This window comes from Rhizobium sp. AN73 (assembly GCF_030757975.1).
In the GTDB taxonomy this organism is placed as follows: domain Bacteria; phylum Pseudomonadota; class Alphaproteobacteria; order Rhizobiales; family Rhizobiaceae; genus Agrobacterium; species Agrobacterium arsenijevicii.
The window spans coordinates 1,201,803-1,225,835 of record NZ_JARWME010000001.1 but is presented as its reverse complement, the minus strand read 5'-3'; the positions used below and the strand labels follow the sequence as shown (position 1 = coordinate 1,225,835).

Sequence of the window (24,033 nt, the reverse complement as noted above, 5' to 3'; positions counted from 1 at the left end):
CGATGCTGCAACGGCTTGCCTCAGAACTCGGGCCATGGAGCTGGTGGATCGTCGGTTTCGTTCTGCTGGCCGCCGAGCTTGTCGCTCCGGGCGTGTTCCTGATCTGGATCGGCCTTGCCGCGCTGGTGATCGGTGCAGCCTCCCTGCTGTTGTGGGACACGGCATTCTGGGTATGGCAGTTGCAGCTTGTCTTGTTTGCCGCACTCTCCATCGCTTTCGCCCTGCTTGGCCGGAGGTATTTCGCACGGAATGGTGAGACAAGCGACGAACCCTTCCTCAATCAGCGGGAAGCAAGCCTTATCGGCCGCACCGCGACCCTGCAGGAGCCAATCGTTGAAGGACGCGGCCGGATACGGCTTGATGACACCTGGTGGTCCGTCAACGGCGAGGATATGCCGGCAGGAACGCGCGTCAGGATCGCGGCAGCGCGTGGCCGCACCCTGACGATAGAGCCGCTCGACCGGTCATAACAATTAGGCGACGCCAATCCTCAGAAGATCGTGGAAGTGCACCAGCCCGATCGGTCGGTTATCGTCATCGACCACGATCAGCGCACCGATGTGGAATTTTTCCAGCGTCGCCAGAGCGCCGGTCGCCAGCACCGATTTTTTGACCGTTTTCGGGTTGCGGGTCATGATGTCGTCCACCGTCAATTCGGCGAGATTGCGCGACAGGTTTCGCGCCATATCGCCCTCGGTGATAATGCCGCAGAGACGGCCATCCTCATCCAGAATGCCAACGCAGCCGAAATGCTTGCGAGAGAGAACACCGACTGCTTCCGGCATGGCCGTTCCCTTGCCGACAAGCGGCACCCGGTCGCCGATATGCATGATATCGCTGACCAGCGTGAGGCCGGCACCCAGTTTGCCACCGGGGTGAAACACCTTGAAATCGCCCGCAGTGAAATTGCGCGCTTCCAGAAGCGCAACGGCAAGGGCATCGCCAAGTGCCAGTTGCATCAGGGTGGAGGTGGTGGGCGCAAGACCGAGCGGGCAGGCTTCCTGTTCATTGGGAACCAGAAGCACGACATCGGAGGCTTTCGCTAGCGATGAATTCTCGGAACAGGTAAGCGCGATCAGCGGAATGGAGAAGCGGCGCGAATAATTGATGATGCTGCGCAGCTCAGCACTTTCGCCGCCTTTGGAGATCGCCAACACCACATCGTCACCGCCAATCATGCCCAGATCGCCGTGGTTGGCCTCCGCCGCATGCACAAAGAACGCAGGCGTTCCCGTGGAGGCGAAAGTCGCCGCAAGCTTGGCGCCTATGTGGCCGCTTTTGCCGACACCGGTAATGATAAGGCGGCCATTCGACTGGCCAATCGTCTCGATCGCCTTGCAGAAAGGCTCGGAAAGACCGCTCCTGAGAGCCTCTTCAAGAGCGGCAAGGCCAGCCCGCTCCATCGAAATCGTCCGCACGGCGGATTCGATGGCATTGTCTTCGACGAGTTTGACGGCGCGCGTAATCATGGCCGACTGTTACTATTTCAACCGGAATAAGTCTACTCTTCAGCCGGAAGAGTGCCGTGTTTTAGTGGCGACGGTCTGGCGGAGAAATTTCCTCCATCGTTCCCAACCGCTTGAAAGGGATGTTTTCTTCGTCAACCAGATATCGCCCGACCGTCCTTACCCATGAGATCGAGCCATCGTTACGGCGCACGGCATATTCCTGGCTGTAAAAGCTTGCGGCCTTCAGAGTGGTCAGGGCGGTTTCGATGACATGGTTTCGATGACCAATGTCCACTTTTTCGAGCATCTGGAAAATGCTGATGCCCTGCATCGCCTGCCTCAGCGGAATGCCGAAAAGTTCAGCGCATACTTCGTCTAGATAGAATCGGTCATTGGTAATATCCCAGCAATAAAAACCGACATGCTTGATGTTCAAAACGGGATTCATGAAACGACGCTGTGACACAATATAAGAAATTAATGGATTGCTAAAGTAACTGGATCAGTTGAGCTCAATTATAGGACAATTCCGTGCCAAATTGAAACGTTTAAATCTGATCATATTAGAAATATTTTGAATTGCGGCATATTTGCTCCAGTACTCCAGCAGAAGAAATGCGACTTACGGACTGGATAGTAAGGGTTGCTGATTTCTTCAGCCGTCACCGGCGCGCTGAAATTTCGGCAATCTTTATCAACTGTTAACCATAAAAATCCTATTGTTAAAGCGATGTTAAAACTTGCGTCGCGTGTCTGGTCCCTCAGTTTGTCCACGTCATTTCATCGGTCCGCCGCTCATTCGGCCCCAAGGAAATGCTTAGACGGACTTTCGATCCGGCATCGGCCAAATGCGCCGGGTGAAGAGGAATGATTGTGAAGGGCACCGCCACACGTCTGCCGACGTCGCGGAAAGCAGCAACCCTGCTGCTGCTCGCCTGCACGCTTCTTTACACCCCGGGAACTGCTTTCGCGCAGACTGCGGCCACGCGGCTGCCGGTCGCGGTTCCATCCAGCGACGAAACACCACCGCCAGAGAACCCGGCGACGGAAACCGAGGCAGGTGCGGTGCGAGCGGCACCCGCTCAGCAACTATGGCGTCCCTCGAACAATCCCGGCGACGCAATCTCCGAACAGCAGGAAGATGCGGGCCAGCCTTATGCCGACGCCGACAACCCCTATGAGCCGACGGTAGACGGCGGTGAAAATCCGCGAATAGCGACCGAACCCGGCCAAACGCCAGGTATCAGGATCGGCACATTCCTGCTGCGGCCTTCGATCAGCCAGACGATCAATACGGAAAAGCAGACGAACACCGGCGGTCCCTCCAGACGCAACTATCTGACGACGGGCATCCGTGGCACGCTGACCAGTGACTGGTCCCGCCACGCGCTGACGGTGACAGGCGACAGCGCCTGGGAGAAAAATTTCGGCAGCAAGAATGGCGAAGAGCCGAGGGCGAGGGTAGAAGCCGATCTGCGCCTCGACCTCGGCGAAGAAACGAGGGCCAATCTCAAGGCCGGTTACGAATTCAGTCGTGAAGGCACGACGGACCCCAACGCTTTGACCGGCGCTTCCGTGCAGGGCGGAGAACACCGCTTCACGACAGGCGCATCGATCCAACGGGATTTCGGCAAGCTGCGCGGGCTGGCGGCACTCGATCTCTCGCGCACGGTCTACACGGATGCAAAGGGCGTAAACGGCCAGCCGATCAGCCTCAGCGATCGTGACCAGAATGGCGCAAACCTGCGCGGTCGCATCGGCTACGAATTGTCGCCGGCCCTGATCCCGTTCCTCGAACTGAACGCGGGAACGACCAAATATGACAAGCGTCTGGACAATACCGGTTACGCCAGGTCTTCGAATTCCTACGGCGCGAAGATCGGAGCCGAGGTCGATCTTGGCGAGAAGACCCGTGGCGAGGCCGCCATCGGTTATTTGCGCAAGCAATATGACGACGACCGCATCGCTTCCATCGGCGCGTTGACACTGGACGGCGAACTGAACTGGTCGCCCCAGCGCGGCACCAACGTTAATCTCGGCCTGCGTACGATGATAGAGGATTTCGCTGGCGGACCGCAGGGCGGCTGGGTTTCCTATCGGCTGGATGCCGGGCTGACCCACGAATTGCGCAGCAACCTCGTCGCGCGACTGACGGGACAGATCGTGCACCGGACATTCCCCCTCCTCCGACATTGAGAATGCCGTGGAATATACCGCAGGCGCGGGCCTGACCTGGGGGCTGAACCGCTATCTCGATCTGACGGCTGATGTCAGTTATCAGTGGACGCCGGTTTATGACAGCAACGAGCTGCGCGTCGGCGCGGGGCTTGTTCTGAAACGATAACGTTGCCCGAAACAGAAATCCCGGCGCGAAGGCCGGGATCCCGTCGTATATTCTGGTGAATTACTTCAGCCCGTCGATCAAAGCCTTGATCGGCTCCTCGATCGCGGGGCGGATATCGGCGCGTTCGAGAGCGAAGGCGACGTTGGCAAGAATGAAACCATCCTTAGCGCCGCAATCGAATGTCTGGCCACGGAAATGATAGCCGGCGAATTCCTGCGACTTGGCAAGCGTCAACATGCCGTCCGTCAGCTGGATTTCGTTGCCGGCGCCCCGTTCCTGATTTTCGAGAATATCGAAAATCTCGGGCTGAAGGATGTAGCGACCGTTGATGTAGAAATTCGACGGTGCCGTACCCTTGGCAGGCTTCTCGACCATTTCGGTGATCTTGAAACCTTCGCCCACGGCGTTACCCACGCCAACAATGCCGTATTTATGCGTCTGATCAGGGGCGCATTCCTGCACCGCGATGACGTTGCCGGCGGTCTGGTCGTAAAGTTCGACCATGCCCTTGAGGCAGCTTTTCTGCGAGTGCATGATCATGTCAGGCAACAGCACGGCGAAAGGCTCGTCGCCGACGATATCACGCGCACACCAGACCGCATGGCCAAGACCAAGCGGCACCTGCTGGCGCGTGAAGCTTGCCGTGCCCGCCTTGGGCAGAAGGCCGGCCAGCAATGTCAGCTCGGCATTCTTGTTGCGCTCGCGCAGCATTTGTTCGAGTTCAAATTGAATATCAAAATAATCTTCGATCACCGCCTTGCCGCGGCCGGTGACAAATACAAAATGCTCGATGCCCGCTTCCGCCGCCTCGTCGACGACGTATTGAATGACCGGCTTGTCAACGACAGTGAGCATTTCTTTCGGAACCGCCTTGGTTGCAGGCAGGAAACGTGTACCGAGACCTGCGACCGGAAATACGGCCTTCCGAATTTTCTTCTGTTCTACCACATATCCCTCCTGAGAGATAAAACTTGATCACAATCCCCGCACGACGTTGTTATTTCAAAAATAACAACGTTTTGTAAAGGGTGACGCTACCATCTATTAATGGTAAAGAATTTGTTGACATTCTTTTGTTATCCATGACGACGCCCGATGCGTTTTCGCAATCGAAATGATATTCGAGAGAACGAAAGACTGACGATGACAAAGACGATCCTTTCAAATGTCCGCAAATTCGGCTGCATGATGGTTGCAGGTCTGGCGATCTCGCTGGCCCCCGTCTCGGCCCGGGCCGATGCAGGGTTCAAGCAGTGGATCAACCAGTTCTACGCAACAGCCGCCAAAGAAGGCATTAGCAAGGCGACCTACCAGAAAGCCTTTGCCGGCGTCAGCGAACCGGATCCGGACGCGCTGCGCAAGGCGACCTTCCAGCCGGAATTCACCACCCAGATCTGGGATTATCTCGATTCCCGCGTCAACCCGTACACGGTGCGCATCGGCCGGGAAATGAAGATGAAACACGCGACGACGCTCAACTGGATCGAGCGCAACTTCAACGTCGACAAACATATCATTCTCGCCATCTGGTCGATGGAATCGAATTACGGCGCGGTTCTCGAAAAGCCGGAGCGCCTGCACAATATTCCGCAGGCACTCGCCACACTCGCCTATTCCGACCCCAAACGCGCCAAGTTCGCGCGCACGCAATTGATCGCCGCGCTCAAAATCCTTCAGGCGGGCGATGTGACGCCAAAGCAGCTGACGGGTTCCTGGGCAGGCGCGATGGGCCACACCCAGTTCATTCCGACCAGCTACCTGCTTTATGCTGTGGATGCTGATGGCAACGGCAAGCGCGACATCTGGCACTCGGTTCCGGACGCACTGGCGACGGCCGCCAATCTTCTCGCGAAGAACGGTTGGGAGCCAGGCCGGACCTGGGGTTATGAAACCGCTGTGCCGCGTGGCGGCGCCCGTTACGAGGGGCAGACGAAGTCCATCGCAGAGTGGACGAAGCTCGGTTTCGCCCGCCCGAACGGCAAGAATTTCACGCGCGGCTCCGATCGCGCCATGCTGAAACTGCAGGGTGGAGCAAACGGCCCCGGTTTCCTGATGATGAAAAACTTCTTCACCATCAAGAAATACAATGCATCCGACAGCTATGCGCTGGCCGTCGGCCTGCTCGCGGATGAGATTGCCGGTTATGGCGGCATGCAGCAGAAATGGCCGCGTCCGGATGGCACGCTGGATATTCGTGAAAAATTCGAACTCCAGACCCGCATGAAGGAACTGGGCTATTACGACGGCGAGGTTGACGGCAATTTCGGCTCCGGTTCAAAGGCCGCCATCAGCGCCATCCAGTCGCGCATGGGCCTGGAAACCGACGGTCAACCGTCGCAGCGATTGCTGAGAGCCCTGCGCAATTGATAATGTGCCGGCGAATTCGGTGACGGTCATCAACGCCGCCGAACCATCCGGAAAGGTCGATATCATGAGTGGGAAACCTGCGGTAAAAAGCGGAAAGACGAGCTGGCGCGTCTGCGTCATCCTTCTTTGTGCTGCCTTGTGCACGCCGCTCGTCCCTTCGCAAACCTTTGCCCAGGAACGGCGCACCCTGTTCGAAATGCTGTTCGGCAGGCCCGTAGGCCGGGAGGATGCGCCCAGCCGCGACTATCAGCCCCGCAGCCGCCGGGATTTCCCTGCGGCCCCACGCGAAAGATCGATCACCCGCCCGCAGCCCACGAGGAAAGCCCCTTCGGTGGTTCAGATGCGAACCATAAAACCGGAGCCGACCGCCAAGCTTGAAAACGCAAGGCGCGTTCTGGTCATCGGTGATTTTTTGGCCGGCGGCATGGGGGAAGAACTGGTCAACGCCTTTGCCGGTTCGCCGGCCATTACCGTCGATGTGCGCGCAAACGGTTCCTCCGGCCTCGTTCGCACGGATTATTACGACTGGTTCGTCAACCTGCCGCAATTCATCACCGAGACCAATCCCGCCACCATCGTCATCATGATGGGATCGAACGATCGCCAGCAGATGCAGATCGGTGATATCAGGGAAAAATTCGGCACCGATGTCTGGTTCAAGGAGTATGAGCGGCGGATCGATGAACTTCTGACCCTTGCCGGCCGGCCGAAGGTGCCGCTGCTGTGGGTTGGCCTGCCCGCCTTCCAGTCGCCGTCGCTCACGGCCGATCTCGTCGGTTTCAACCGGCTTTATCGCAACCACGTCGAAAAATACGGCGGCGAATTCGTGGACGTCTGGGACGGCTTCGTCGACGAGGCGGGAAAATTCGTCATCACCGGTTACGACATGAACGGCCAGCAGGCCCGCCTGCGCGAGGCGGATGGCGTCGGCATGACGCAGGCCGGCAAACGCAAGCTTGCTTTCTACGTCGAGAAATTCGTGCGCAGGCACCTCGACAGCGCCGGGCCGGACCTCGTGAAACTGGACGGCAGCAATCTGCCAGCGCTCACCTCCCTACCCGCACTCGGCATCGATGCGGGGCTGGTGCGCACGCAGCCGATCAGCCTGACCGATCCAGCGCTTGATGGCGGCGACAAGCTGCTTGGCGATGTTCCTCCGACCGCCGGACCGTCTCGCGTGTCGGTGGTGGAATCGCCACGCGAACGTTTGACCAAACGGGGCGAGATGGCTGACGCCCCGGCGGGTCGTATTGATGACTACCGCGTGGTCCCGGATACGGCACAGGCCCGGCAATAAGGCCCCTTCTCTGCGCATAACGTCCCGACGGGCGTAATGTTTAGGCAATCCGGCAATGGCAGGATAAGCACATCTTTGCAGGAATGCGGGGGCGGCCACTTGCCTTCTCCTGCCCGACCTTTCCTGCATGGTGATATTTATCTGACGCCCCGCGTCCCTTCCGGCCCGGAAGGTCCACGCCAGACATTGCCGAGACGAATTCATGCGCCTGCTGCTTGTTGAAGACGAACGCGAAATGGCAGCAGCCCTTTCCGCCGCCCTGCACCGGTTCGATATCATCGTGGATAATGTCGGCACACTCGACCTTGCCCGTCATGCGATCATGGACAGCGTTCACGATCTAGTCGTGCTTGACCGGCAATTGCCGGATGGCGACGGCATCCAGCTTATAGAAGACCTGCGTTTGTTGCCCGTTACCCCGCCCGTTATCGTGTTGACGGCACAGGGCACGCTTGCGGATCGGGTGAACGGCCTGAACCTTGGCGCGGACGATTATCTGGCCAAGCCGTTTGCCGTCGAGGAGCTTCTTGCCCGCATCCGCGCCCTGATGCGACGGCCGGCCGGCTCCGTGACGATGACGGCAAAGCTGGGCAAGCTGGAATTTTGCTTCGAAACCCGCGAAGTGCGCATCAAGGGCGAGTTTCTTCCCCTGACCAGACGCGAATTGCTCATTCTCGAAGCCCTGTTGCGGCGGCAAGGCAGGACAGTGTTGCGGTCGGTGCTGGAAGAGGCCGTCTATAATTTCGACGACGAAATCCAGTCCAATGCGCTCGATTCCCATATTTCCCGTCTGCGCCGCAAATTGCAGGCCGCAGATGCGGGTCTTGAGGTTCACGGCATTCGTGGCGTTGGGTATCTTCTGAGGGCGGCCTCATGAAGTTGACCAGGAGGAAATCGCTCAAGCGCCGCCTGACCATTCAATTGCTGCTGTTCCAGATCGGTAGCCTCTTCATCGTCACCGCAGCCATCATCACCTATATGTCAAGTGGCGGTGCGGGCAGCGCGCTGCTCAGTCCCGAGGCAGCCCAGATAACCGCCAACGCAATCGTGCGTGATGAAGATAATCGGCTGGTTCTCAAAGAAACACCTGAGTTCATCAACCTGCGCAGCAGCACCTCCGATTTCTGGTTCGTCGCGGTCAGCGAAAAAGGCGAGATCGTGCAGGGCGGGCAGGTGCCTGAAGCATTCAGCAACATGGATCAGCAACTTAGCGACGTCAGGGTCTCCGACGTGCGCGACGCGGCGCTTTCCTATTCCTATCTTGCCGTGGTGCGCATCGCCGTCGTTCGCCGTGCTTCCGGGCCAGCCGGAGAATTCGTCATGGTCGGCAAAGGTGGCCCGTTCAGCATGACCTTCCCCGTTCTGCTGTTCTCCAACATATTGATCATGCCGGTCCTCATTCTCATGTCCATAGTCACGATCGTGACCATTCCGTGGATCATCCGCAGGGAGTTTCTCGCCCTTTCCTCCATTGCGCGGACGGCTGAAAGCATCGACATCGACAGACGCGGATATCGACTGCCGGATGACGACATTCCAAGAGAAGTGCAACCGCTCGTGCATGCCGTCAACGGCGCGTTGCAACGGCTGGACGATGGTTACGAGCGGCACAAGCGCTTCATTCTCGACGCCGCCCATGAATTGCGAACCCCGGTCGCCATTCTCCAGACCCGCGTTGAAACGCTGCTGGACGGCCCGGCCCGGAGCAGGATATTGGCGGATGCCAGCCGTATCGCCGTGTTGGCCGAACAATTGCTCGATCTGCAACGTCTTGGCGGACAAAAGGCGCCGCTCATTCCGCTTGATCTTGTCAACCTGTGCAGGTCCGTCGTCGCGGATATGGCCCCGCTTGCAATCTCTCAAGGCTACGAGATTTCGTTCGAACCGGAAGAGGAACCGATCCTTGCCCTTGCCGACGAAGCCTCACTGCAACGCGCCCTTATGAACATCGTTCAAAATGCCATCGAACATGGCGGCAATCGCGGCACGATCACCATAAAAGTCGCGGTGAACCGCGTGATCGACATATGCGACGAAGGCAACGGAATTGCCGAAGCGGACAGGGAGCTTGTATTCGACGCTTTCCACAGACTGAAGCCGAAGGATCGCGGCACCGGGCTTGGTCTCAACCTCGTTCAGGAAATCGTCCGCTACCACGGCGGCGAGATTTCCATCAGCGATTCCACCACCGGCGGCGCTTGCTTCCGCATCAGCCTCCCCTATTGCTGAAACAGCGCCTTCGCAGTTTTCGCTACGGTTTCCAGTCAAACAAAAGGCCTGTTGTATCACTCACAACAGGCCTTTCGCTTTTGGTCATGGCGGCTTGCGCCGCCTCAACTCCCTCAGCGCGGCAGGACGGTTGCGCCCATCAGCTCTTCGTCGATCGCACGCGCCGCCTGACGGCCTTCGCGGATCGCCCAGACCACCAGCGACTGGCCACGGCGAACGTCACCCGCCGCCCACAGCTTATCAACGGAGGTCTTGTAGTCCGTTTCGTTGGCGATCACGTTGGTGGAGCCGCGACGATCGGTATTGAGCGACAGCTTGCCGTCCATTTCCTTCAGCACGCCATCCGTGAAAGGACCGGAGAAACCGATGGCGATGAAGGCGAGATCGGCCTTGATGATGAATTCCGTGCCGGCGATGGGCTTGCGACGATCATCCACCTGACAGCACTTTACGCCGGTCAGAACGCCGTCTTCGCCAACGAATTCAAGCGTGGCGACCTGGAACTCGCGAACGGCACCTTCGGCCTGCGAGGACGAGGTGCGCATCTTGGTTGCCCAGAAGGGCCAGACCGCGAGCTTGTCTTCCTTTTCCGGCGGCATCGGGCGGATGTCGAGCTGCGTGACTTTCACCGCACCCTGACGGAAAGCCGTGCCAACGCAGTCAGAGGCCGTGTCACCACCACCAACGACGACAACATGTTTGCCGCCGGCGAGGATCGGATCGGCCGGCCAGCCGATGCTGTCGATGTTTTCACGGCCGACGCGACGGTTCTGCTGCACGAGATAAGGCATGGCGTCATAAACGCCATTGAAATCGGCACCGCCGATACCGGCCGGGCGCGGGGTTTCCGAACCGCCGCAATAAAGAACTGCATCGTGATCGGCCAGAAGCGCTTCAACCGTCACATCCACGCCGACATTAACGCCGCAATGGAAGGTAACGCCTTCACCCTTGATCTGCTCGACACGGCGGTCGATGAAGTTCTTCTCCATCTTGAAATCCGGAATGCCGTAACGCAGCAACCCGCCGGGCTTTGTCTCCCGCTCATAGACATGAACCTCATGACCGGCGCGGCCAAGCTGCTGCGCAGCCGCCATGCCGGACGGGCCGGAACCGATGATGGCGACCTTCTTGCCGGTATGGATCGTCGCCGGCTTCGGCACGATGAAGCCCAATTCGTAAGCCTTGTCGGCGATCGCCTGTTCGACGGTCTTGATCGCGACCGGCGCATCCTCGAGGTTCAGCGTACAGGCTTCCTCGCAGGGTGCGGGACAGACGCGACCGGTGAATTCCGGGAAGTTGTTGGTGGAGTGGAGGTTGCGGATCGCCTCTTCCCAGTTGTTGTTATAGACCAGATCGTTCCAGTCGGGGATCTGGTTGTGCACGGGACAGCCCGTCGGGCCGTGACAGTATGGAATGCCGCAATCCATGCAGCGTGCCGCCTGCTTCTGCACCTCGGCATCCGACATCGGAATGGTGAATTCGCGGAAATGGCGGATACGATCCGATGCGGGCTGATACTTGCCCACCTGCCGGTCGATTTCCAGAAAACCTGTTACCTTGCCCACGTATATGTCCTCACATCAAAGCGGAGCGCCTGTCGGGCCCCAGTACCAGGTGGCGAAACCAATAACCGCCCCCAATACGATGAACTCAAATCCGGTCTCGCCGCTTGTCCAATAGATCGCCGCGGGAACGGCGACCGCGATCATCAGCGAGACCAGTTGGTGTAGTGTCCTCACGCGGCGGATTACTCCGCCGCCACGCCCATGCGCATGCGCTCCATTTCCTCAAGCGCACGACGGTATTCGACCGGCATGACCTTGCGGAACTTCGGACGGAACTCGCTCCAGCGATCGAGTATATCCTTGGCACGCGACGAATTCGTGTAGTGGAAGTGGTTGGAGATGAGCTGATAAAGACGCTCCTCGTCGTGGCGCGTCATGTCCTCGGAGACGTCAACACGTCCCTTGTGCATGAGGTCGCCGCCGTGATGGTGCAGCTTCTCAAGCATGTCGTCCTCTTCCGGAACCGGCTCGAGCTCGACCATGGCCATGTTGCAGCGGGTGGCGAAATCGCCCTTCTCGTCGAGAACGTAAGCCACGCCACCGGACATGCCGGCCGCGAAGTTACGGCCCGTTTCACCGAGAACGACCACGATGCCGCCCGTCATGTATTCGCAACCATGATCGCCGACACCTTCGACAACAGCGACGGCGCCGGAGTTGCGCACCGCAAAGCGCTCACCCGCAACACCGCGGAAATAGCACTCGCCGGTGATCGCACCATAGAGAACGGTGTTGCCGACGATGATCGAGTTTTCCGCAACGATACGGGTATTTTCCGGCGGGCGCACGATGATGCGGCCACCCGACAGACCCTTGCCGACATAGTCGTTGCCGTCGCCTACCAGATCGAAAGTGATGCCGCGAGCCAGGAACGCGCCGAAGGACTGTCCCGCCGTGCCGCGCAGCGTCACGTGGATCGTGTCGTCCTTCAGGCCCTTGTGGCCCCAACGCTTGGCAAGCGCGCCTGATAGCATGGCGCCGGCGGAGCGGTCGACGTTCCGGATCGGCACTTCGAACACCACGGGTTCGCGGTTTTCCAGCGACGGCAGGGACTTTTCGATCAGCTTGCGATCGAGAATGTCGTCGATCGGGTGCTTCTGGCGCTCGGTCCAGAAGGTCGCGTCTTTCGGAGCCTCGACCTTGTGGAAGATGCGGCTGAAATCCAGACCCTTGGCCTTCCAGTGCGCCAGCATCTCATCCTTTTCGAGCAGTTCGGAAGCGCCGATGATCTCGTCCAGCTTGGTAACGCCAAGCGAGGCCAGAATTTCGCGCACTTCTTCGGCAACGAAGAAGAAGTAGTTGATGACGTGTTCCGGCGTGCCCTTGAAGCGCTTGCGCAGAACCGGGTCCTGCGTGGCGACGCCGACGGGGCAGGTGTTGAGGTGGCACTTGCGCATCATGATGCAGCCGGCCGCAATCAGCGGCGCGGTGGCAAAGCCGAATTCATCCGCACCGAGCAGCGCGCCGATGATGACGTCGCGGCCGGTCTTCAGACCGCCGTCCACCTGTAGCGCAACACGCGAGCGAAGGCCGTTCAGCACCAGCGTCTGCTGGGTTTCGGCGAGGCCGATTTCCCACGGCGAACCCGCGTGCTTCAGCGAGGTGAGCGGCGAAGCGCCCGTACCGCCATCGAAACCGGAAACGGTGATATGGTCGGCGCGTGCCTTGGCCACACCGGCCGCAACCGTACCGACACCCACTTCCGATACCAGCTTCACCGAAACATCGGCTTCCGGGTTAACGTTCTTCAGATCGTAGATCAGCTGCGCCAGATCTTCGATGGAGTAGATATCGTGATGCGGCGGCGGCGAGATGAGGCCGACGCCCGGCGTCGAATGCCGGGTCTTGGCGACAGTCGCATCCACCTTGTGGCCGGGCAACTGTCCGCCCTCACCGGGCTTGGCACCCTGTGCCACCTTGATCTGCAACATGTCGGCATTGACCAGATATTCGGTCGTCACGCCAAAGCGGCCGGATGCGATCTGCTTGATGGCAGAGCGTTCCGGGTTCGGCTTGCCGTTCAGCAGCGGCAGGTAGCGGTCGGATTCTTCGCCGCCCTCACCGGTGTTGGACTTGCCGCCGATGCGGTTCATGGCGATAGCGAGCGTCGTATGCGCCTCACGGCTGATGGAGCCGAAGGACATGGCGCCGGTGGAGAACCGCTTGACGATGTCCGTCGCCGACTCGACCTCATCGATGGAGATCGGCTTGCGGCCGAGCGCTTCCGCCGACTTCACCTTGAACAGGCCGCGAATGGTGTTCATGCGCAGCGCCGTCTCGTTCACCATGACGGCAAATTCGCGGTAGCGATCCTGGCTGTTGCCACGCACGGCGTGCTGCAGCGAAGCAACGGCATCCGGCGTCCAGGCGTGGCTTTCGCCGCGTATGCGATAGGCATATTCGCCGCCGATATCGAGCGTGGTGGCGAGGATCGGATCCTTGCCGAAGGCCGCCGTGTGGCGCGTTACCGTTTCTTCGGCGATTTCGGTCAAGCCGACGCCCTCGATAGAGGTGGCGGTGCCGAAGAAGTACTTCTCTACGAATTCCGAAGACAGGCCGATGGCGTCGAAAATCTGCGCGCCGCAATAGGACTGGTAGGTGGAAATGCCCATCTTGGACATGACCTTGAGGATACCCTTACCAACCGCCTTGATGTAGCGATAAACGACTTCGTCGTCGGACACTTCCTTCGGGAACGCACCGTGCTTATGCATGTCGAGAAGCGTATCGAAAGCGAGATAGGGGTTGATTGCCTCCGCGCCATAACCGGCGAGCAGACAGAAATGGTGGATTTCGCGCGGTTCACCGGTTTCGACCACGAGACCGACCGAGGTGCGCAGACCCTTGCGGATGAGGTGATGGTGCACGGCGGCCGTCGCCAGAAGCGCCGGGATCGCAATGCGGTCCGGGCCGAGCTGGCGGTCGGAAAGAACGATGATGTTGTAGCCACCACGAACGGCGGATTCAGCCCGCTCGCACAGGCGGTCGAGCATGTCAGGCATGCCTTCCGCACCGCGCTCCACATCATAGGTGAAGTCGAGCGTTTTGGTGTCGAAACGGTCTTCCGTGTGGCCAATGGAGCGGATCTTTTCCAGATCACCATTGGTCAGGATCGGCTGGCGCACTTCCAGACGCTTGGCGCGGGCCGCACCTTCGTGATCGAGAAGGTTCGGGCGCGGGCCGATGAACGAGACGAGGCTCATCACCAGCTCTTCGCGGATCGGGTCGATCGGCGGATTGGTGACCTGCGCGAAGTTCTGCTTGAAATAGGTGTAAAGCAGCTTCGACTTGTCCGACATCGCCGAAATCGGCGTATCGGTGCCCATCGAGCCGATGCCTTCCTGGCCCGTCGTCGCCATCGGCGACATCAAGAGCTTCGTATCTTCGCTGGTGTAACCGAAGGCCTGCTGACGATCGAGCAGCGACACGTCGCGGCGCAGCGCGCGCGGCTCCACGGGCTTCAGATCCTCAAGAATGAGCTGCGTGCGGTCGAGCCAGGTGCGGTAAGGATGCTTGGCGGCAAGTTCGTGCTTCACATCCTCATCGGAAATGATCGAGCCCTTTTCCATGTCGATCAGCAGCATCTTGCCCGGCTGCAAACGCCACTTCTTGATGATCCGCTCCTCCGGCACCGGCAGTGTGCCGGCTTCGGATGCCATGATGACACGATCGTCGTCGGTGACGAGATAACGCGCCGGGCGCAGGCCGTTACGATCGAGCGTCGCGCCGATCTGCTTGCCATCGGTGAAGGCAACGGCGGCGGGGCCGTCCCACGGCTCCATCAGCGCAGCATGATATTCGTAAAACGCCTTGCGCTCCGCCGACATGGACAGGTTGCCCGACCAGGCTTCCGGGATCAGCATCATCACGGCATGCGCCATGGAGTAACCGCCGCGCACGAGGAATTCGAGCGCGTTGTCGAAGCAGGCGGTATCCGACTGGCCTTCATAGGAGATCGGCCAGAGCTTGGAGATGTCGTCGCCGAACAGCGCCGACGAAACGGATGCCTGACGCGCCGCCATCCAGTTGACGTTGCCGCGCAGCGTGTTGATCTCGCCGTTATGGGCGACCATGCGGTAAGGATGCGCCAGCTTCCACGAGGGGAAGGTGTTGGTGGAGAAACGCTGATGCACCAGCGCAACTGCAGATTCGAAACGCGGGTCCGCCAGATCCTTGTAATAGGCGCCAACCTGATAGGCGAGGAACATGCCCTTGTAGACGATGGTGGAGGAGGACAGCGAGACGGGATAGAAATCCTGCGTTTCCTTGCCGCCGCCCTCGTCATAGATGCGGTTGGAGAGAACCTTGCGGATGAGGAACAGCTTGCGCTCGAAGTCATGATTGGTCGCGGCATCGCGGCCGGCGCCGATGAAGACCTGAACGTGGTGCGGTTCGGTCCCGGCAATGTCGGGCGCCCTGGAAAGCGAGGAATTGTCGACCGGAACGTCACGGAAGCCGAGGAACTGCTGCCCCTCCTCGCCGATGACGTCGATGATGACCTTCTTATAGTGTTCGATGCGGGCCGGATCGCGCGGCATGAAGATGTGGCCGACAGCGTATTCGCCAGCCTTTGGCAGCGTCACGCCCTGCGCCGCCATTTCTTCGCGGAAGAAGCGGTCGGGGATCTGCACGAGAATGCCAGCACCATCGCCCATCAACGGGTCGGCACCGACAGCACCACGGTGCGTCAGGTTTTCGAGGATGAACAGGCCGTCCTTGACGATCTGGTGCGACTTGACGCCCTTCATATGGGCAACGAAGCCGACGCCGCAGGCATCATGTTCATTGGCCGGATCGTAAAGACCCTGCTTTTCCGGCAAACCGCCCGCGAAACGCCCCTTCGCAGAAACGGGTGCGGCCGCAGCCGCGGTGGGACAGTCAGTGGTCAGGGCGGCGGCTGCAATCTCTGCCTGCGGCTTGTTCATCATTTTTGTCCCTCCTGCAAAATTACTTGCATGGTTTCATGCAAAGATCCGGCTCGACACGAATTTTCGCTTCCCGCAAAATCCGCACTCAATCCGGCTTGGTCAAATTTAGGACAGCAAAGCTGTCTCAATTCAGTAGGATTTTGGCAGAAACGGGCGGATTTAGCAAGGGTGCGAATCCAATTAGTCGATAGGCCCTTTTGCAGCGAAGTTTCGATACTGACCTATTGCGCGAAACTTTCTTGTCGCAAATCGTGCCGACCCGTTGCTTTCATTGCCGGATTTGCCAATCGCAATGTTAGGTCATAGAACTTTGCCGAACATCGTCCCATGCATTTTCAAAACCAGAACCCCAGCCATCGGAAAGCCTACAGAGATGTTTTTTGCTTCAGACAATTGGGCTGGCGCCCACCCTGCCATCAACGAACGGCTTTCGCGGGAATCCACCCGGTTTGCGGCCGCCTATGGCACCAGCGCCCTCGACCTTTCCATAGAAAAGCGCTTCAACGAAATATTCGAACGCGAAGTGGCGGTGTTCTTCGTCGCCACCGGCACTGCGGCCAACTCGCTTTCGCTGGCGAGCATCGCCCGCCCCGGCGGCCTGACCTTCTGTCATTCCGAAGCTCATGTGATCGAGGACGAGTGCGGCGCACCGGATTTCTTCTCCGGCATGCGCATGGTCGCCGTCGAAGGGCCTGATGGCAAGATGTTGCCGGAAAACCTGATTGAACGTATCGCGCGCTATCCGCAGGACGCCGTTCACCATGGGCGCGCCGCAGCGATTACGATGACGCAGGCAACCGAGGCCGGCACGGTCTATACGCTCGATGAAATCGACGCGATCGCCAAAATCGCCAAGGAGAACGGCTTGCCGCTGCACATGGACGGCGCGCGCTTCGCCAATGCGCTTGCAGCGCTCGGCACCACGCCTGCGGAAATGACCTGGAAGCGCGGCGTCGACGTCCTGTCTTTTGGCGGCACGAAAAACGGCTGCTGGTGCGCGGAAGCCATCGTGTTTTTCGATCCCGCACTTGCCAAAGACTTCGCCTTCCTGCGCAAGCGCACCGCACAGCTTTTTTCGAAATCGCGCTTCATCGCCGCGCAATTCGAAGCTTATCTGCAGGACGATCTGTGGCTGGGTCTCGCAAGCCATGCCAATGCCATGGCCAACCGGCTGCGCGCCGGTTTCGCCTCGCTCAACAGCGCCCGTTTGGCATGGCCGACCACGGCGAACGAGGTTTTCGCCATTTTGCCGAAAGCCGCCGCCGAGGCCGCCACGGAAAAGGGTGCCAAGTTCTACGACTGGCTGGTGCCGCGCGACATGCCTGAAAAGGTCGGAAAGGACGAAGTACTGATCCGCATGGTCACCAGCTTCGCGACAACCGAGGCAGACGTGGACGAATTCCTGTCGATCTGCGCCGCCGTCTGACAAAATCCCTGCGGGCGTCGTATCCTGACGGCGCCCTCAGACCTCCTGAAGCCGGTAACCGACGCCGGTTTCCGTCAGGATGTAGCGCGGCTGATCCGGAGTTTTTTCGATCTTCTGGCGAAGCTGGCGCACGTAGACCCGCAAATATTGCACGTCGGTCAGTTCATCCCACGCATGTTCCAGCAGAAAACGATGCGTCAGCACCTTGCCCGCATGCTGGACCAGAACCCTGAGGATGTCATATTCCTTGGGCGAGAGCTTCACCTCCCGGTCCTCCACCTTGACGATACGCCTGACGAGATCCACCGACAGGTCTCCGGTCTGAAACACCGGCCTTTCCCCTTGCGTCTGCAGGCGATGGCGCAAGGCGACGCGAATGCGGGCGACAAGCTCGTTCATGCCAAAAGGCTTGGTGATGTAATCATCCGCCCCCAGTTCCAGCGCCTTGACGATACCCGCCTCGTCCGTTCGGCTGGAAAGGATGATGACGGGCAGGGCCAGCCCCTCGCCCCGCCATTTTGCCAGGAGATCATGGCCCGACATATCCGGCAGGCCGAGATCGAGAACCACGAGATCGGGCTTGTCCTCATTCACCAGTTCCATCGCGACGCGGGCATTCATCGCTTCGCTGACCGCATAGTCCTGCGTCGAGAGGCCCACCCGCAACAGCTTGCGGATCGGCGGCTCGTCATCGACGATCAGAATGCGGACGGCGGAATTGGTCATTCCCGATCTCCTTTAGCGGCTCGGTGAAGCAGATGAGTGATTCTCTCCTGAAATCGCGCCCTAATCATGATCTATCACAGGTGCCTCATTGGGAACCGGCAAGCTGATGGTAAACTGCGCACCTGAACGGCCCGATCTGTTTTCCGCGCGGATCGACCCGCCCATGGCCTCGATGAACCCCTTGCAGATGGAAAGCCCGAGACCCGTTCCGGCCTGCACATGATCCGCCTTGCGCACCCGGTAGAAACTGTCGAACACCCGCTCCGTATCATCAGGGGGAATCCCCGGCCCTTCATCCGCAACGGACAGGAAGACATGTCTGCCCAGCCGCCAGCCACGAATCTCGATTGCGGTTTGTTCGGGTGCGTATTTGGCCGCATTGTCGATGAGATTGAACAGAACCTGCTCGAAGAGCACCGGATCGACCTTCAGCATCGGCAGGTCGGAGGGAATATCCAGAACGATCTCGTGCCTGACAACGATTTTCGCCGCGCGGGAAAGTGCTGTCCCGACCATGTCGCCGATGAAATGCAGCCCGTAATTCGGCTCCATAGCGCCCGAACCGATCCGCGTCATGTCGAGCAGGTTGGCGATGAAGCGGTTCAGCCGCTCGGATTCTTCGACGATGGTTGAAAGCAGTTCGGTGCGCGCATCGGGCGGAATGTCGTCGGCAAAATCCTTCAGCGTTCCGGCCGACCCCAGAATGGCGGCGAGCGGCGTCTTGAGGTCATGCGAGATGGAGGTCAGAAGCGCGGTGCGCAGCCGGTCGGTTTCGGCGGCAAGCCTTGCCCGGTCGACATCCGAGACGAGCTGGATGCGCTCGATAGCGAGTGCCGCCTGATCGGACAGTGCATCGAACATGCGCTGCTGCTCCGGTGTCAGAAGCGGGCCGAGCCGGTCGTCGTCCAGTCCCACCACGCCGACTGCGCCGCTACCGGTGCGCAGCGGCAGATAAAGGCGTTTCGCACCGGGCAACGTATCCGCGCCCCTGCCGGCGGCCTTGTTGTGTTCCCACGCCCATTGGGCCGCCGCAATATCCGCATCCACCAGCGTATCGTCAGGGGGATAACCTGCCTTGACGACTATCGTATTGTTTTCCGGTAAAAGCAGGACGACCCGGACGTTCAGCATTGACGCCATCTGGAAAGCGGTTGCCCACAACACGTCGTCCAGCGTGCCGGTGCCCGCCAGCTTTTTGGAAAACAGATAAAGGTCTTCGGTGGTTCGCGCCCTTGCCCGCGCAGATGCTGCCTGCCGCTGCACGGCGACCGTCAGGTTGGAACCGATAAGCGCCACGCCAAAATAAAACAGCAGGGCAACGACGCTGTCAGGTGCACTTACCGTCAGCGTGTAACGCGGCTCCAGAAAGAAGAAGTTGAAGGCGACGGCACCGAGCACCGATGCATAAAGCGCCGGCCCCAACCCGCCGCGCACGGCAGCGGCCAGAACCGCCATCAGGAAGACGAGCGCCAGATTCTGGACGTCGAGCGTCTGATCCAGCACGATGCCGGCCACTATCGCCAGCCCGACGAACAGGGTGCTGTTGAGATAGGCCCGCAGCGACTGGCGCGATGGCGGCGACGCAAGCTTCGCGCTCTGCGCCGGCTTTTCCTCTTTTTTATCGCCGGAAATGACATGCACGCTGATATCGCCGGCATGGTCGATCAAATCATGCGTCAGCGATCGCTGCAGAATTCTCTGCCACCAGGATTTTCTGGGACGGCCGATGATGATGTGGGTGAAATTATTGGCGTTGGCGTAGGAGATGATCTCTCGCGTCAGATCGAGCGCCGGCAAGGTCACTGTCTCGCCGCCGAGCTGCTGGGCGAGCCGCATGGTGCCGGCCAACCGGTCCTTGTCCACTTCCGACAGTTGCTGCGAGCGGGGCGTGTCGAGATGCAGCGCCGTCCAAGGCGCGCGCAGACGATCCGCCTGCCGACGGGCATATCGCACCAGACCCGGACCGTTGCCGCCATGATCGAGGCAGACCAGAACCCTGTCACCTGCCGCCCATGGGCCGGAAATGGCGTGCGACTGCATGTGGTTGAGCAATTGCTCGTCGACCCGCTGGGCCGTGCGCCGCAGCGCAAGTTCACGCAAAGCCGTCAGATTGCCGCGCGAAAAATAGTTCTCGATGGCGCGCCGCGCGGTGCGGGGCATGTAGACCTTGCCGTCCTGCAGGCGCTTTATCAGATCGTCGGGGGTAATATCGATGATTTCAACATCGTCGGCGCGGTCGATGATACTGTCCGGCACCGTTTCACGCACGCGGATACGGGTGATCTGCGCCACGACATCGTTCAGGCTTTCGACATGCTGGATGTTGAGCGTCGTATAGACATCAATACCCTGCGCGAGGATTTCCTGAACATCCATATAACGCTTGGGGTGGCGGCTGCCGGCGGCATTGGTATGGGCCAGCTCATCGACAAGCACCAGAGAGGGGCGACGGGCGAGGATGGCATCGATATCCATCTCTTCCAGCACCTGGCCGCGATAATCGATGCGCCTGCGCGCAATGATTTCGAAACCCTGCACCAGCGTTTCGGTTTCCTTGCGGCCATGCGTTTCCACAACACCGATGATGGTGTCGACGCCATCCGCAAGCTTTGCCCGGCCGGACATCAGCATTTCATAGGTCTTGCCGACGCCGGGGGCTGCGCCAAGAAAAATCTTCAGCCGGCCCCGCGCCTCGCGCCGGGCGTTTTCCAGCAACGCATCCGGCGACGGTCTGCTCGGCATATCGCGATTATCATCAGGCATTTAACCCACCAGTGGTCGAGGCTATGGCCTCCAAAGAAGCCATAGCCATTTCAGGTCATGAGCCGGCTGCGTCAAGAGCCATGTTGAGAGCCAGAACATTTACGACTGGTTCGCCCATGAAACCGAGTTCCGGCCCTTCGACGTGGCGTTCGACGATGGCGCGCAACGATGCCTCATCCACGCCCCTTGCCTTGGCGACGCGGGAAACCTGAAAATAGGCGGCCTGCGGCGATACATGCGGGTCGAGACCGCTACCGGACGCCGTCACCAGATCGGCCGGAACCTCGGCTGCGGGATTTTCGGCCTTTGCGGCCTCATAATCCTGCTTCACCCGGTCGATGAGCTTGGCGCTCGTCGGTCCGAGATTGGAGCCGGAAGACGAAGCGGCATTGTAGCCGTCGCCGGCGGCGGAAGGCCTGCCGTGGAAATATTTCTCGCCGGTGAAGGCCTGCCCGATCAATTGCGACCCCACCACCGTGCCGCCCTTCTCGACAAGACTGCCATTCGCCTGGAAGGGAAAGATCGCCTGCGCGAGGCCCGTCATCCCCAGAGGATAGGCAAGGCCGGTTATGGCGGTGGTGGCGAGGATCAAGACCAGTGCGGGACGTAGCTGTTTCAACATTTTCTTTACTCCTCAGACGAGACCGAGTGCCGTAATGGCGAGATCGATGGCCTTGATGCCGATGAAGGGCACGACGATGCCGCCGAAACCATAGATAACCAGATTGCGCGAGAGCAACGCGCCGGCGCCGATCGGGCGGTATTTGACGCCCTTCAGCGAGAGCGGAATGAGCGCGATGATGATAAGCGCGTTGAAGATGATGGCCGACAGGATCGCGCTTTGCGGCGTCGAAAGACCCATCACATTCAGCACGCCGAGCTGCGGATAAAAGGCCAGGAACATCGCCGGGATGATGGCAAAATATTTGGCGATGTCGTTGGCGATGGAGAATGTGGTCAGCGCGCCGCGCGTCATCAGCAATTGCTTGCCGATTTCCACGATCTCAATGAGCTTGGTCGGGTCGCTGTCGAGATCGACCATATTGCCCGCCTCACGTGCCGCAACCGTGCCGGTATTCATGGCAACGCCAACATCGGCCTGCGCCAGCGCCGGTGCGTCGTTCGTGCCATCGCCGCACATGGCGACGAGCTTGCCCTTTGCCTGTTCCTCGCGGATGAGGTCCAGCTTGTTTTCCGGCGTCGCCTGGGCGAGGAAATCGTCCACGCCAGCCTCGGCCGCGATGGCCGCAGCGGTCATCGGATTATCACCGGTGATCATCACCGTGCGGATGCCCATGCGGCGGAGCTCGGCGAAACGTTCGCGAATGCCGCCCTTGACGATATCCTTCAGCTGCACGACGCCGAGCAGCTTTCCATCCCGCACCACGGCAAGCGGCGTGCCGCCGGTCTTGGCGATCTCTTCCGCGATCGCACGAATGTCGCGCGTGGCATCTGTTTCGTTTTTAACGGCCAGCGCCACATTGCCCTGTTGCGGAACACCGCCATCGATATAGGAAAGAACGGCATCGACCGCCCCCTTGCGGATGGAGGAGCCTTCGAAATCAACACCGCTCATGCGGGTCTGGGCGGTAAACGGCACGAAGGTGGCGTGCAACTTCTGCATGTCGCGGGCGCGGATACCGTATTTCTCCTTGGCGAGAACCACGATGGAACGACCTTCCGGCGTCTCGTCGGCAAGCGATGCAAGCTGTGCCGCATCGGCCAGATCCTGTGCGGAAACACCGGTGACGGGGCGAAATTCGGTGGCCTGCCGGTTGCCGAGCGTGATGGTGCCGGTCTTGTCGAGCAGCAGCGTATCGACGTCGCCGGCGGCTTCGACAGCGCGGCCAGACATGGCAAGCACATTGAAGCGCACCAGCCTGTCCATGCCGGCAATGCCGATGGCCGACAGAAGGGCGCCGATCGTCGTTGGGATTAGCGTCACGAACAGCGCCACCAGCACGATGATCGGGATCGAACCACCGGCATAGGCCGCAAAGCTCGGGATTGTCGCCGTGGCCAGAACGAAGATCAGCGTCATGCCTGCAAGCAGAATGTTGAGCGCGATTTCGTTCGGCGTCTTCTGGCGTTCAGCGCCTTCGACGAGCGAAATCATCCGGTCGAGGAAGGTGGAGCCTGCAGCTGCGGTAATGCGAACCCTTATCCAGTCCGACAGGACCTGCGTGCCGCCCGTGACGGCCGAGCGGTCGCCGCCGGATTCGCGAATGACGGGGGCGGATTCGCCTGTTATCGCCGCCTCGTTGACGGAGGCGACACCTTCGATGACTTCACCATCCGAGGGGATGATATCGCCGGCCTCGACGAGAACGACATCGTTCACCTTCAGGCTGGTGCCCGCCACCATCTTATATTGGCCGCGGTCATCGCCAGTCAGCAGCTTCGCCTGGGTTTCCGTGCGGGCTTTGCGCAGCGAATCCGCCTGCGCCTTGCCGCGCCCTTCGGCAACTGCCTCGGCGAAATTGGCGAAGAGCACGGTGAACCAGAGCCAGAGATTGATCTGGAAGGAAAAGCCGAGATTTGCGTTGCCGACGATGAGATCGCGGATGAACAGCACGGTCGTCAGCACGGACACGGTCGCCACGACAAACATGACCGGATTGCGCGCAAGCGTGCGCGGATTGAGCTTTTTAAATGCATCGGCAAGGGCCGGGACGAGGATGCGAGAATCGAGGATGCTCGCTTGTTTGGAATGGCTCATGAAGAGACTCCAGCGTTTGAAACAGGGCGACCGATGAGGGTCGATCAGCCCGTGAGAACTTCGAGAGCGCAGACGACGGCGAACAGGGCCGCCATCATCGCAAGAATGAGATTGGATGCGCACCAGCCGCCGGGACCGGCGCTCCTGTTGACAGGAGCACCAGTGCGAGCCGGAAGGGTGCGGTTATGTCGGGAAGGGTCCTTCGTCATATCGCCACC

The 24,033-nt window shown here is 59.8% G+C and carries 17 protein-coding genes and 1 pseudogene; 7 read left to right on the top strand and 11 right to left on the bottom strand.

Translation table 11 applies throughout. The features are described from left to right. The first annotated feature begins 2 nt into the window (after positions 1-2). Positions 3-470 (top strand): NfeD family protein, encoded by a 468-nt coding sequence (locus RBH10_RS05405; protein WP_281038813.1) that lies wholly within the window; start codon positions 3-5, stop codon positions 468-470. A gap of 3 nt (positions 471-473) precedes the next feature. Here RBH10_RS05405 and RBH10_RS05400 read toward each other — a convergent pair whose 3' ends face one another. Beyond that, complete coding sequence (locus tag RBH10_RS05400; protein ID WP_281038812.1) at positions 474-1,469, bottom strand: SIS domain-containing protein; 996 nt, start codon at positions 1,467-1,469, stop codon at positions 474-476. Positions 1,470-1,530: 61 nt separating this feature from the next. Continuing rightward, positions 1,531-1,896 carry a PAS domain-containing protein gene (locus RBH10_RS05395; RefSeq protein WP_281038811.1) on the bottom strand — a complete coding sequence of 122 codons (366 nt, stop codon included), beginning with the start codon at positions 1,894-1,896 and terminating at the stop codon, positions 1,531-1,533. Positions 1,897-2,315: 419 nt separating this feature from the next. Between RBH10_RS05395 and uppP the strand changes: the two are divergent. Next, a pseudogene (uppP, locus tag RBH10_RS05390) lies at positions 2,316-3,792 on the top strand (polysaccharide biosynthesis protein UppP). A 60-nt stretch (positions 3,793-3,852) separates the two neighbouring features. Here the strand turns inward: uppP and galU are convergent. Continuing rightward, positions 3,853-4,740 carry a UTP--glucose-1-phosphate uridylyltransferase GalU gene (gene galU, locus RBH10_RS05385; RefSeq protein WP_281038809.1) on the bottom strand — a complete coding sequence of 296 codons (888 nt, stop codon included), beginning with the start codon at positions 4,738-4,740 and terminating at the stop codon, positions 3,853-3,855. 195 nt (positions 4,741-4,935) lie between these two features. On the opposite strand from galU, the gene RBH10_RS05380 reads away from it, so the two are divergent. The 4 genes from RBH10_RS05380 (at position 4,936) to RBH10_RS05365 (ending at position 9,685) form a co-directional block, all read left to right on the top strand. Further along, the gene (locus RBH10_RS05380) at positions 4,936-6,159 is read left to right on the top strand and encodes a lytic murein transglycosylase (protein ID WP_045023777.1); all 1,224 of its coding nucleotides are present in this window, start codon (positions 4,936-4,938) and stop codon (positions 6,157-6,159) included. A gap of 64 nt (positions 6,160-6,223) precedes the next feature. After that, positions 6,224-7,456 carry an SGNH family hydrolase gene (locus RBH10_RS05375; protein ID WP_281038808.1) on the top strand — a complete coding sequence of 411 codons (1,233 nt, stop codon included), beginning with the start codon at positions 6,224-6,226 and terminating at the stop codon, positions 7,454-7,456. Positions 7,457-7,658: 202 nt separating this feature from the next. Next, positions 7,659-8,333 carry a response regulator transcription factor gene (locus RBH10_RS05370; protein WP_281038807.1) on the top strand — a complete coding sequence of 225 codons (675 nt, stop codon included), beginning with the start codon at positions 7,659-7,661 and terminating at the stop codon, positions 8,331-8,333. Beyond that, entirely contained in the window at positions 8,330-9,685 is a 1,356-nt protein-coding gene (locus tag RBH10_RS05365; RefSeq protein ID WP_281038806.1) for a HAMP domain-containing sensor histidine kinase, read from the top strand. Before RBH10_RS05370 ends, RBH10_RS05365 begins: the two co-directional genes overlap by 4 nt. A 113-nt stretch (positions 9,686-9,798) precedes the next feature. On the opposite strand, the gene RBH10_RS05360 is transcribed toward RBH10_RS05365, so the two are convergent. The 3 genes from RBH10_RS05360 to gltB are packed head-to-tail and all read right to left on the bottom strand — an operon-like array spanning position 9,799 to position 16,181. Beyond that, positions 9,799-11,253, bottom strand: a complete 1,455-nt coding sequence (locus RBH10_RS05360; RefSeq protein WP_281038805.1) for a glutamate synthase subunit beta — start codon at positions 11,251-11,253, stop codon at positions 9,799-9,801. 15 nt (positions 11,254-11,268) lie between these two features. Then, entirely contained in the window at positions 11,269-11,427 is a 159-nt protein-coding gene (locus tag RBH10_RS05355; protein WP_281038804.1) for a hypothetical protein, read from the bottom strand. 8 nt (positions 11,428-11,435) lie between these two features. Continuing rightward, positions 11,436-16,181, bottom strand: a complete 4,746-nt coding sequence (gene gltB / locus RBH10_RS05350) for a glutamate synthase large subunit (RefSeq protein ID WP_281038803.1) — start codon at positions 16,179-16,181, stop codon at positions 11,436-11,438. A gap of 373 nt (positions 16,182-16,554) precedes the next feature. Here gltB and RBH10_RS05345 point away from each other — a divergent pair, with 373 nt between their 5' ends. Continuing rightward, positions 16,555-17,607: a low specificity L-threonine aldolase gene (locus RBH10_RS05345; protein WP_281038802.1), complete on the top strand. Its 1,053-nt coding sequence runs from the start codon at positions 16,555-16,557 to the stop codon at positions 17,605-17,607. 36 nt (positions 17,608-17,643) lie between these two features. Here RBH10_RS05345 and RBH10_RS05340 read toward each other — a convergent pair whose 3' ends face one another. From RBH10_RS05340 to RBH10_RS05320, 5 genes are read right to left on the bottom strand one after another with little or no spacing between them, the layout of a single operon-like run. Further along, positions 17,644-18,333, bottom strand: coding sequence for a response regulator transcription factor (locus RBH10_RS05340; protein WP_045023675.1), 690 nt, complete (start codon positions 18,331-18,333; stop codon positions 17,644-17,646). A gap of 60 nt (positions 18,334-18,393) precedes the next feature. After that, positions 18,394-21,096, bottom strand: a complete 2,703-nt coding sequence (locus RBH10_RS05335; protein ID WP_281038801.1) for a sensor histidine kinase KdpD — start codon at positions 21,094-21,096, stop codon at positions 18,394-18,396. Between the two features lie 55 nt (positions 21,097-21,151). Beyond that, positions 21,152-21,718, bottom strand: coding sequence for a potassium-transporting ATPase subunit KdpC (gene kdpC, locus RBH10_RS05330; RefSeq protein WP_281038800.1), 567 nt, complete (start codon positions 21,716-21,718; stop codon positions 21,152-21,154). Between the two features lie 12 nt (positions 21,719-21,730). After that, complete coding sequence (gene kdpB / locus RBH10_RS05325; protein WP_281038799.1) at positions 21,731-23,815, bottom strand: potassium-transporting ATPase subunit KdpB; 2,085 nt, start codon at positions 23,813-23,815, stop codon at positions 21,731-21,733. Between the two features lie 44 nt (positions 23,816-23,859). Next, positions 23,860-24,024, bottom strand: a complete 165-nt coding sequence (locus tag RBH10_RS05320) for a hypothetical protein (RefSeq protein WP_281038798.1) — start codon at positions 24,022-24,024, stop codon at positions 23,860-23,862. Between the last annotated feature and the right edge of the window lie 9 nt (positions 24,025-24,033).

Bases quoted from the DNA above. Each gene is read 5' to 3' on its own strand.
- RBH10_RS05405 (WP_281038813.1), top strand. From the start codon at position 3: ATGCTGCAACGGCTTGCCTCAGAACTCGGGCCATGGAGCTGGTGGATC.
- RBH10_RS05400 (WP_281038812.1), bottom strand. From the start codon at position 1,469: ATGATTACGCGCGCCGTCAAACTCGTCGAAGACAATGCCATCGAATCC.
- RBH10_RS05395 (WP_281038811.1), bottom strand. From the start codon at position 1,896: ATGAATCCCGTTTTGAACATCAAGCATGTCGGTTTTTATTGCTGGGAT.
- RBH10_RS05380 (WP_045023777.1), top strand. From the start codon at position 4,936: ATGACAAAGACGATCCTTTCAAATGTCCGCAAATTCGGCTGCATGATG.
- RBH10_RS05375 (WP_281038808.1), top strand. From the start codon at position 6,224: ATGAGTGGGAAACCTGCGGTAAAAAGCGGAAAGACGAGCTGGCGCGTC.
- RBH10_RS05370 (WP_281038807.1), top strand. From the start codon at position 7,659: ATGCGCCTGCTGCTTGTTGAAGACGAACGCGAAATGGCAGCAGCCCTT.
- RBH10_RS05365 (WP_281038806.1), top strand. From the start codon at position 8,330: ATGAAGTTGACCAGGAGGAAATCGCTCAAGCGCCGCCTGACCATTCAA.
- gltB (WP_281038803.1), bottom strand. From the start codon at position 16,181: ATGATGAACAAGCCGCAGGCAGAGATTGCAGCCGCCGCCCTGACCACT.
- RBH10_RS05345 (WP_281038802.1), top strand. From the start codon at position 16,555: ATGTTTTTTGCTTCAGACAATTGGGCTGGCGCCCACCCTGCCATCAAC.
- RBH10_RS05340 (WP_045023675.1), bottom strand. From the start codon at position 18,333: ATGACCAATTCCGCCGTCCGCATTCTGATCGTCGATGACGAGCCGCCG.
- RBH10_RS05335 (WP_281038801.1), bottom strand. From the start codon at position 21,096: ATGCCTGATGATAATCGCGATATGCCGAGCAGACCGTCGCCGGATGCG.
- kdpC (WP_281038800.1), bottom strand. From the start codon at position 21,718: ATGTTGAAACAGCTACGTCCCGCACTGGTCTTGATCCTCGCCACCACC.
- kdpB (WP_281038799.1), bottom strand. From the start codon at position 23,815: ATGAGCCATTCCAAACAAGCGAGCATCCTCGATTCTCGCATCCTCGTC.
- RBH10_RS05320 (WP_281038798.1), bottom strand. From the start codon at position 24,024: ATGACGAAGGACCCTTCCCGACATAACCGCACCCTTCCGGCTCGCACT.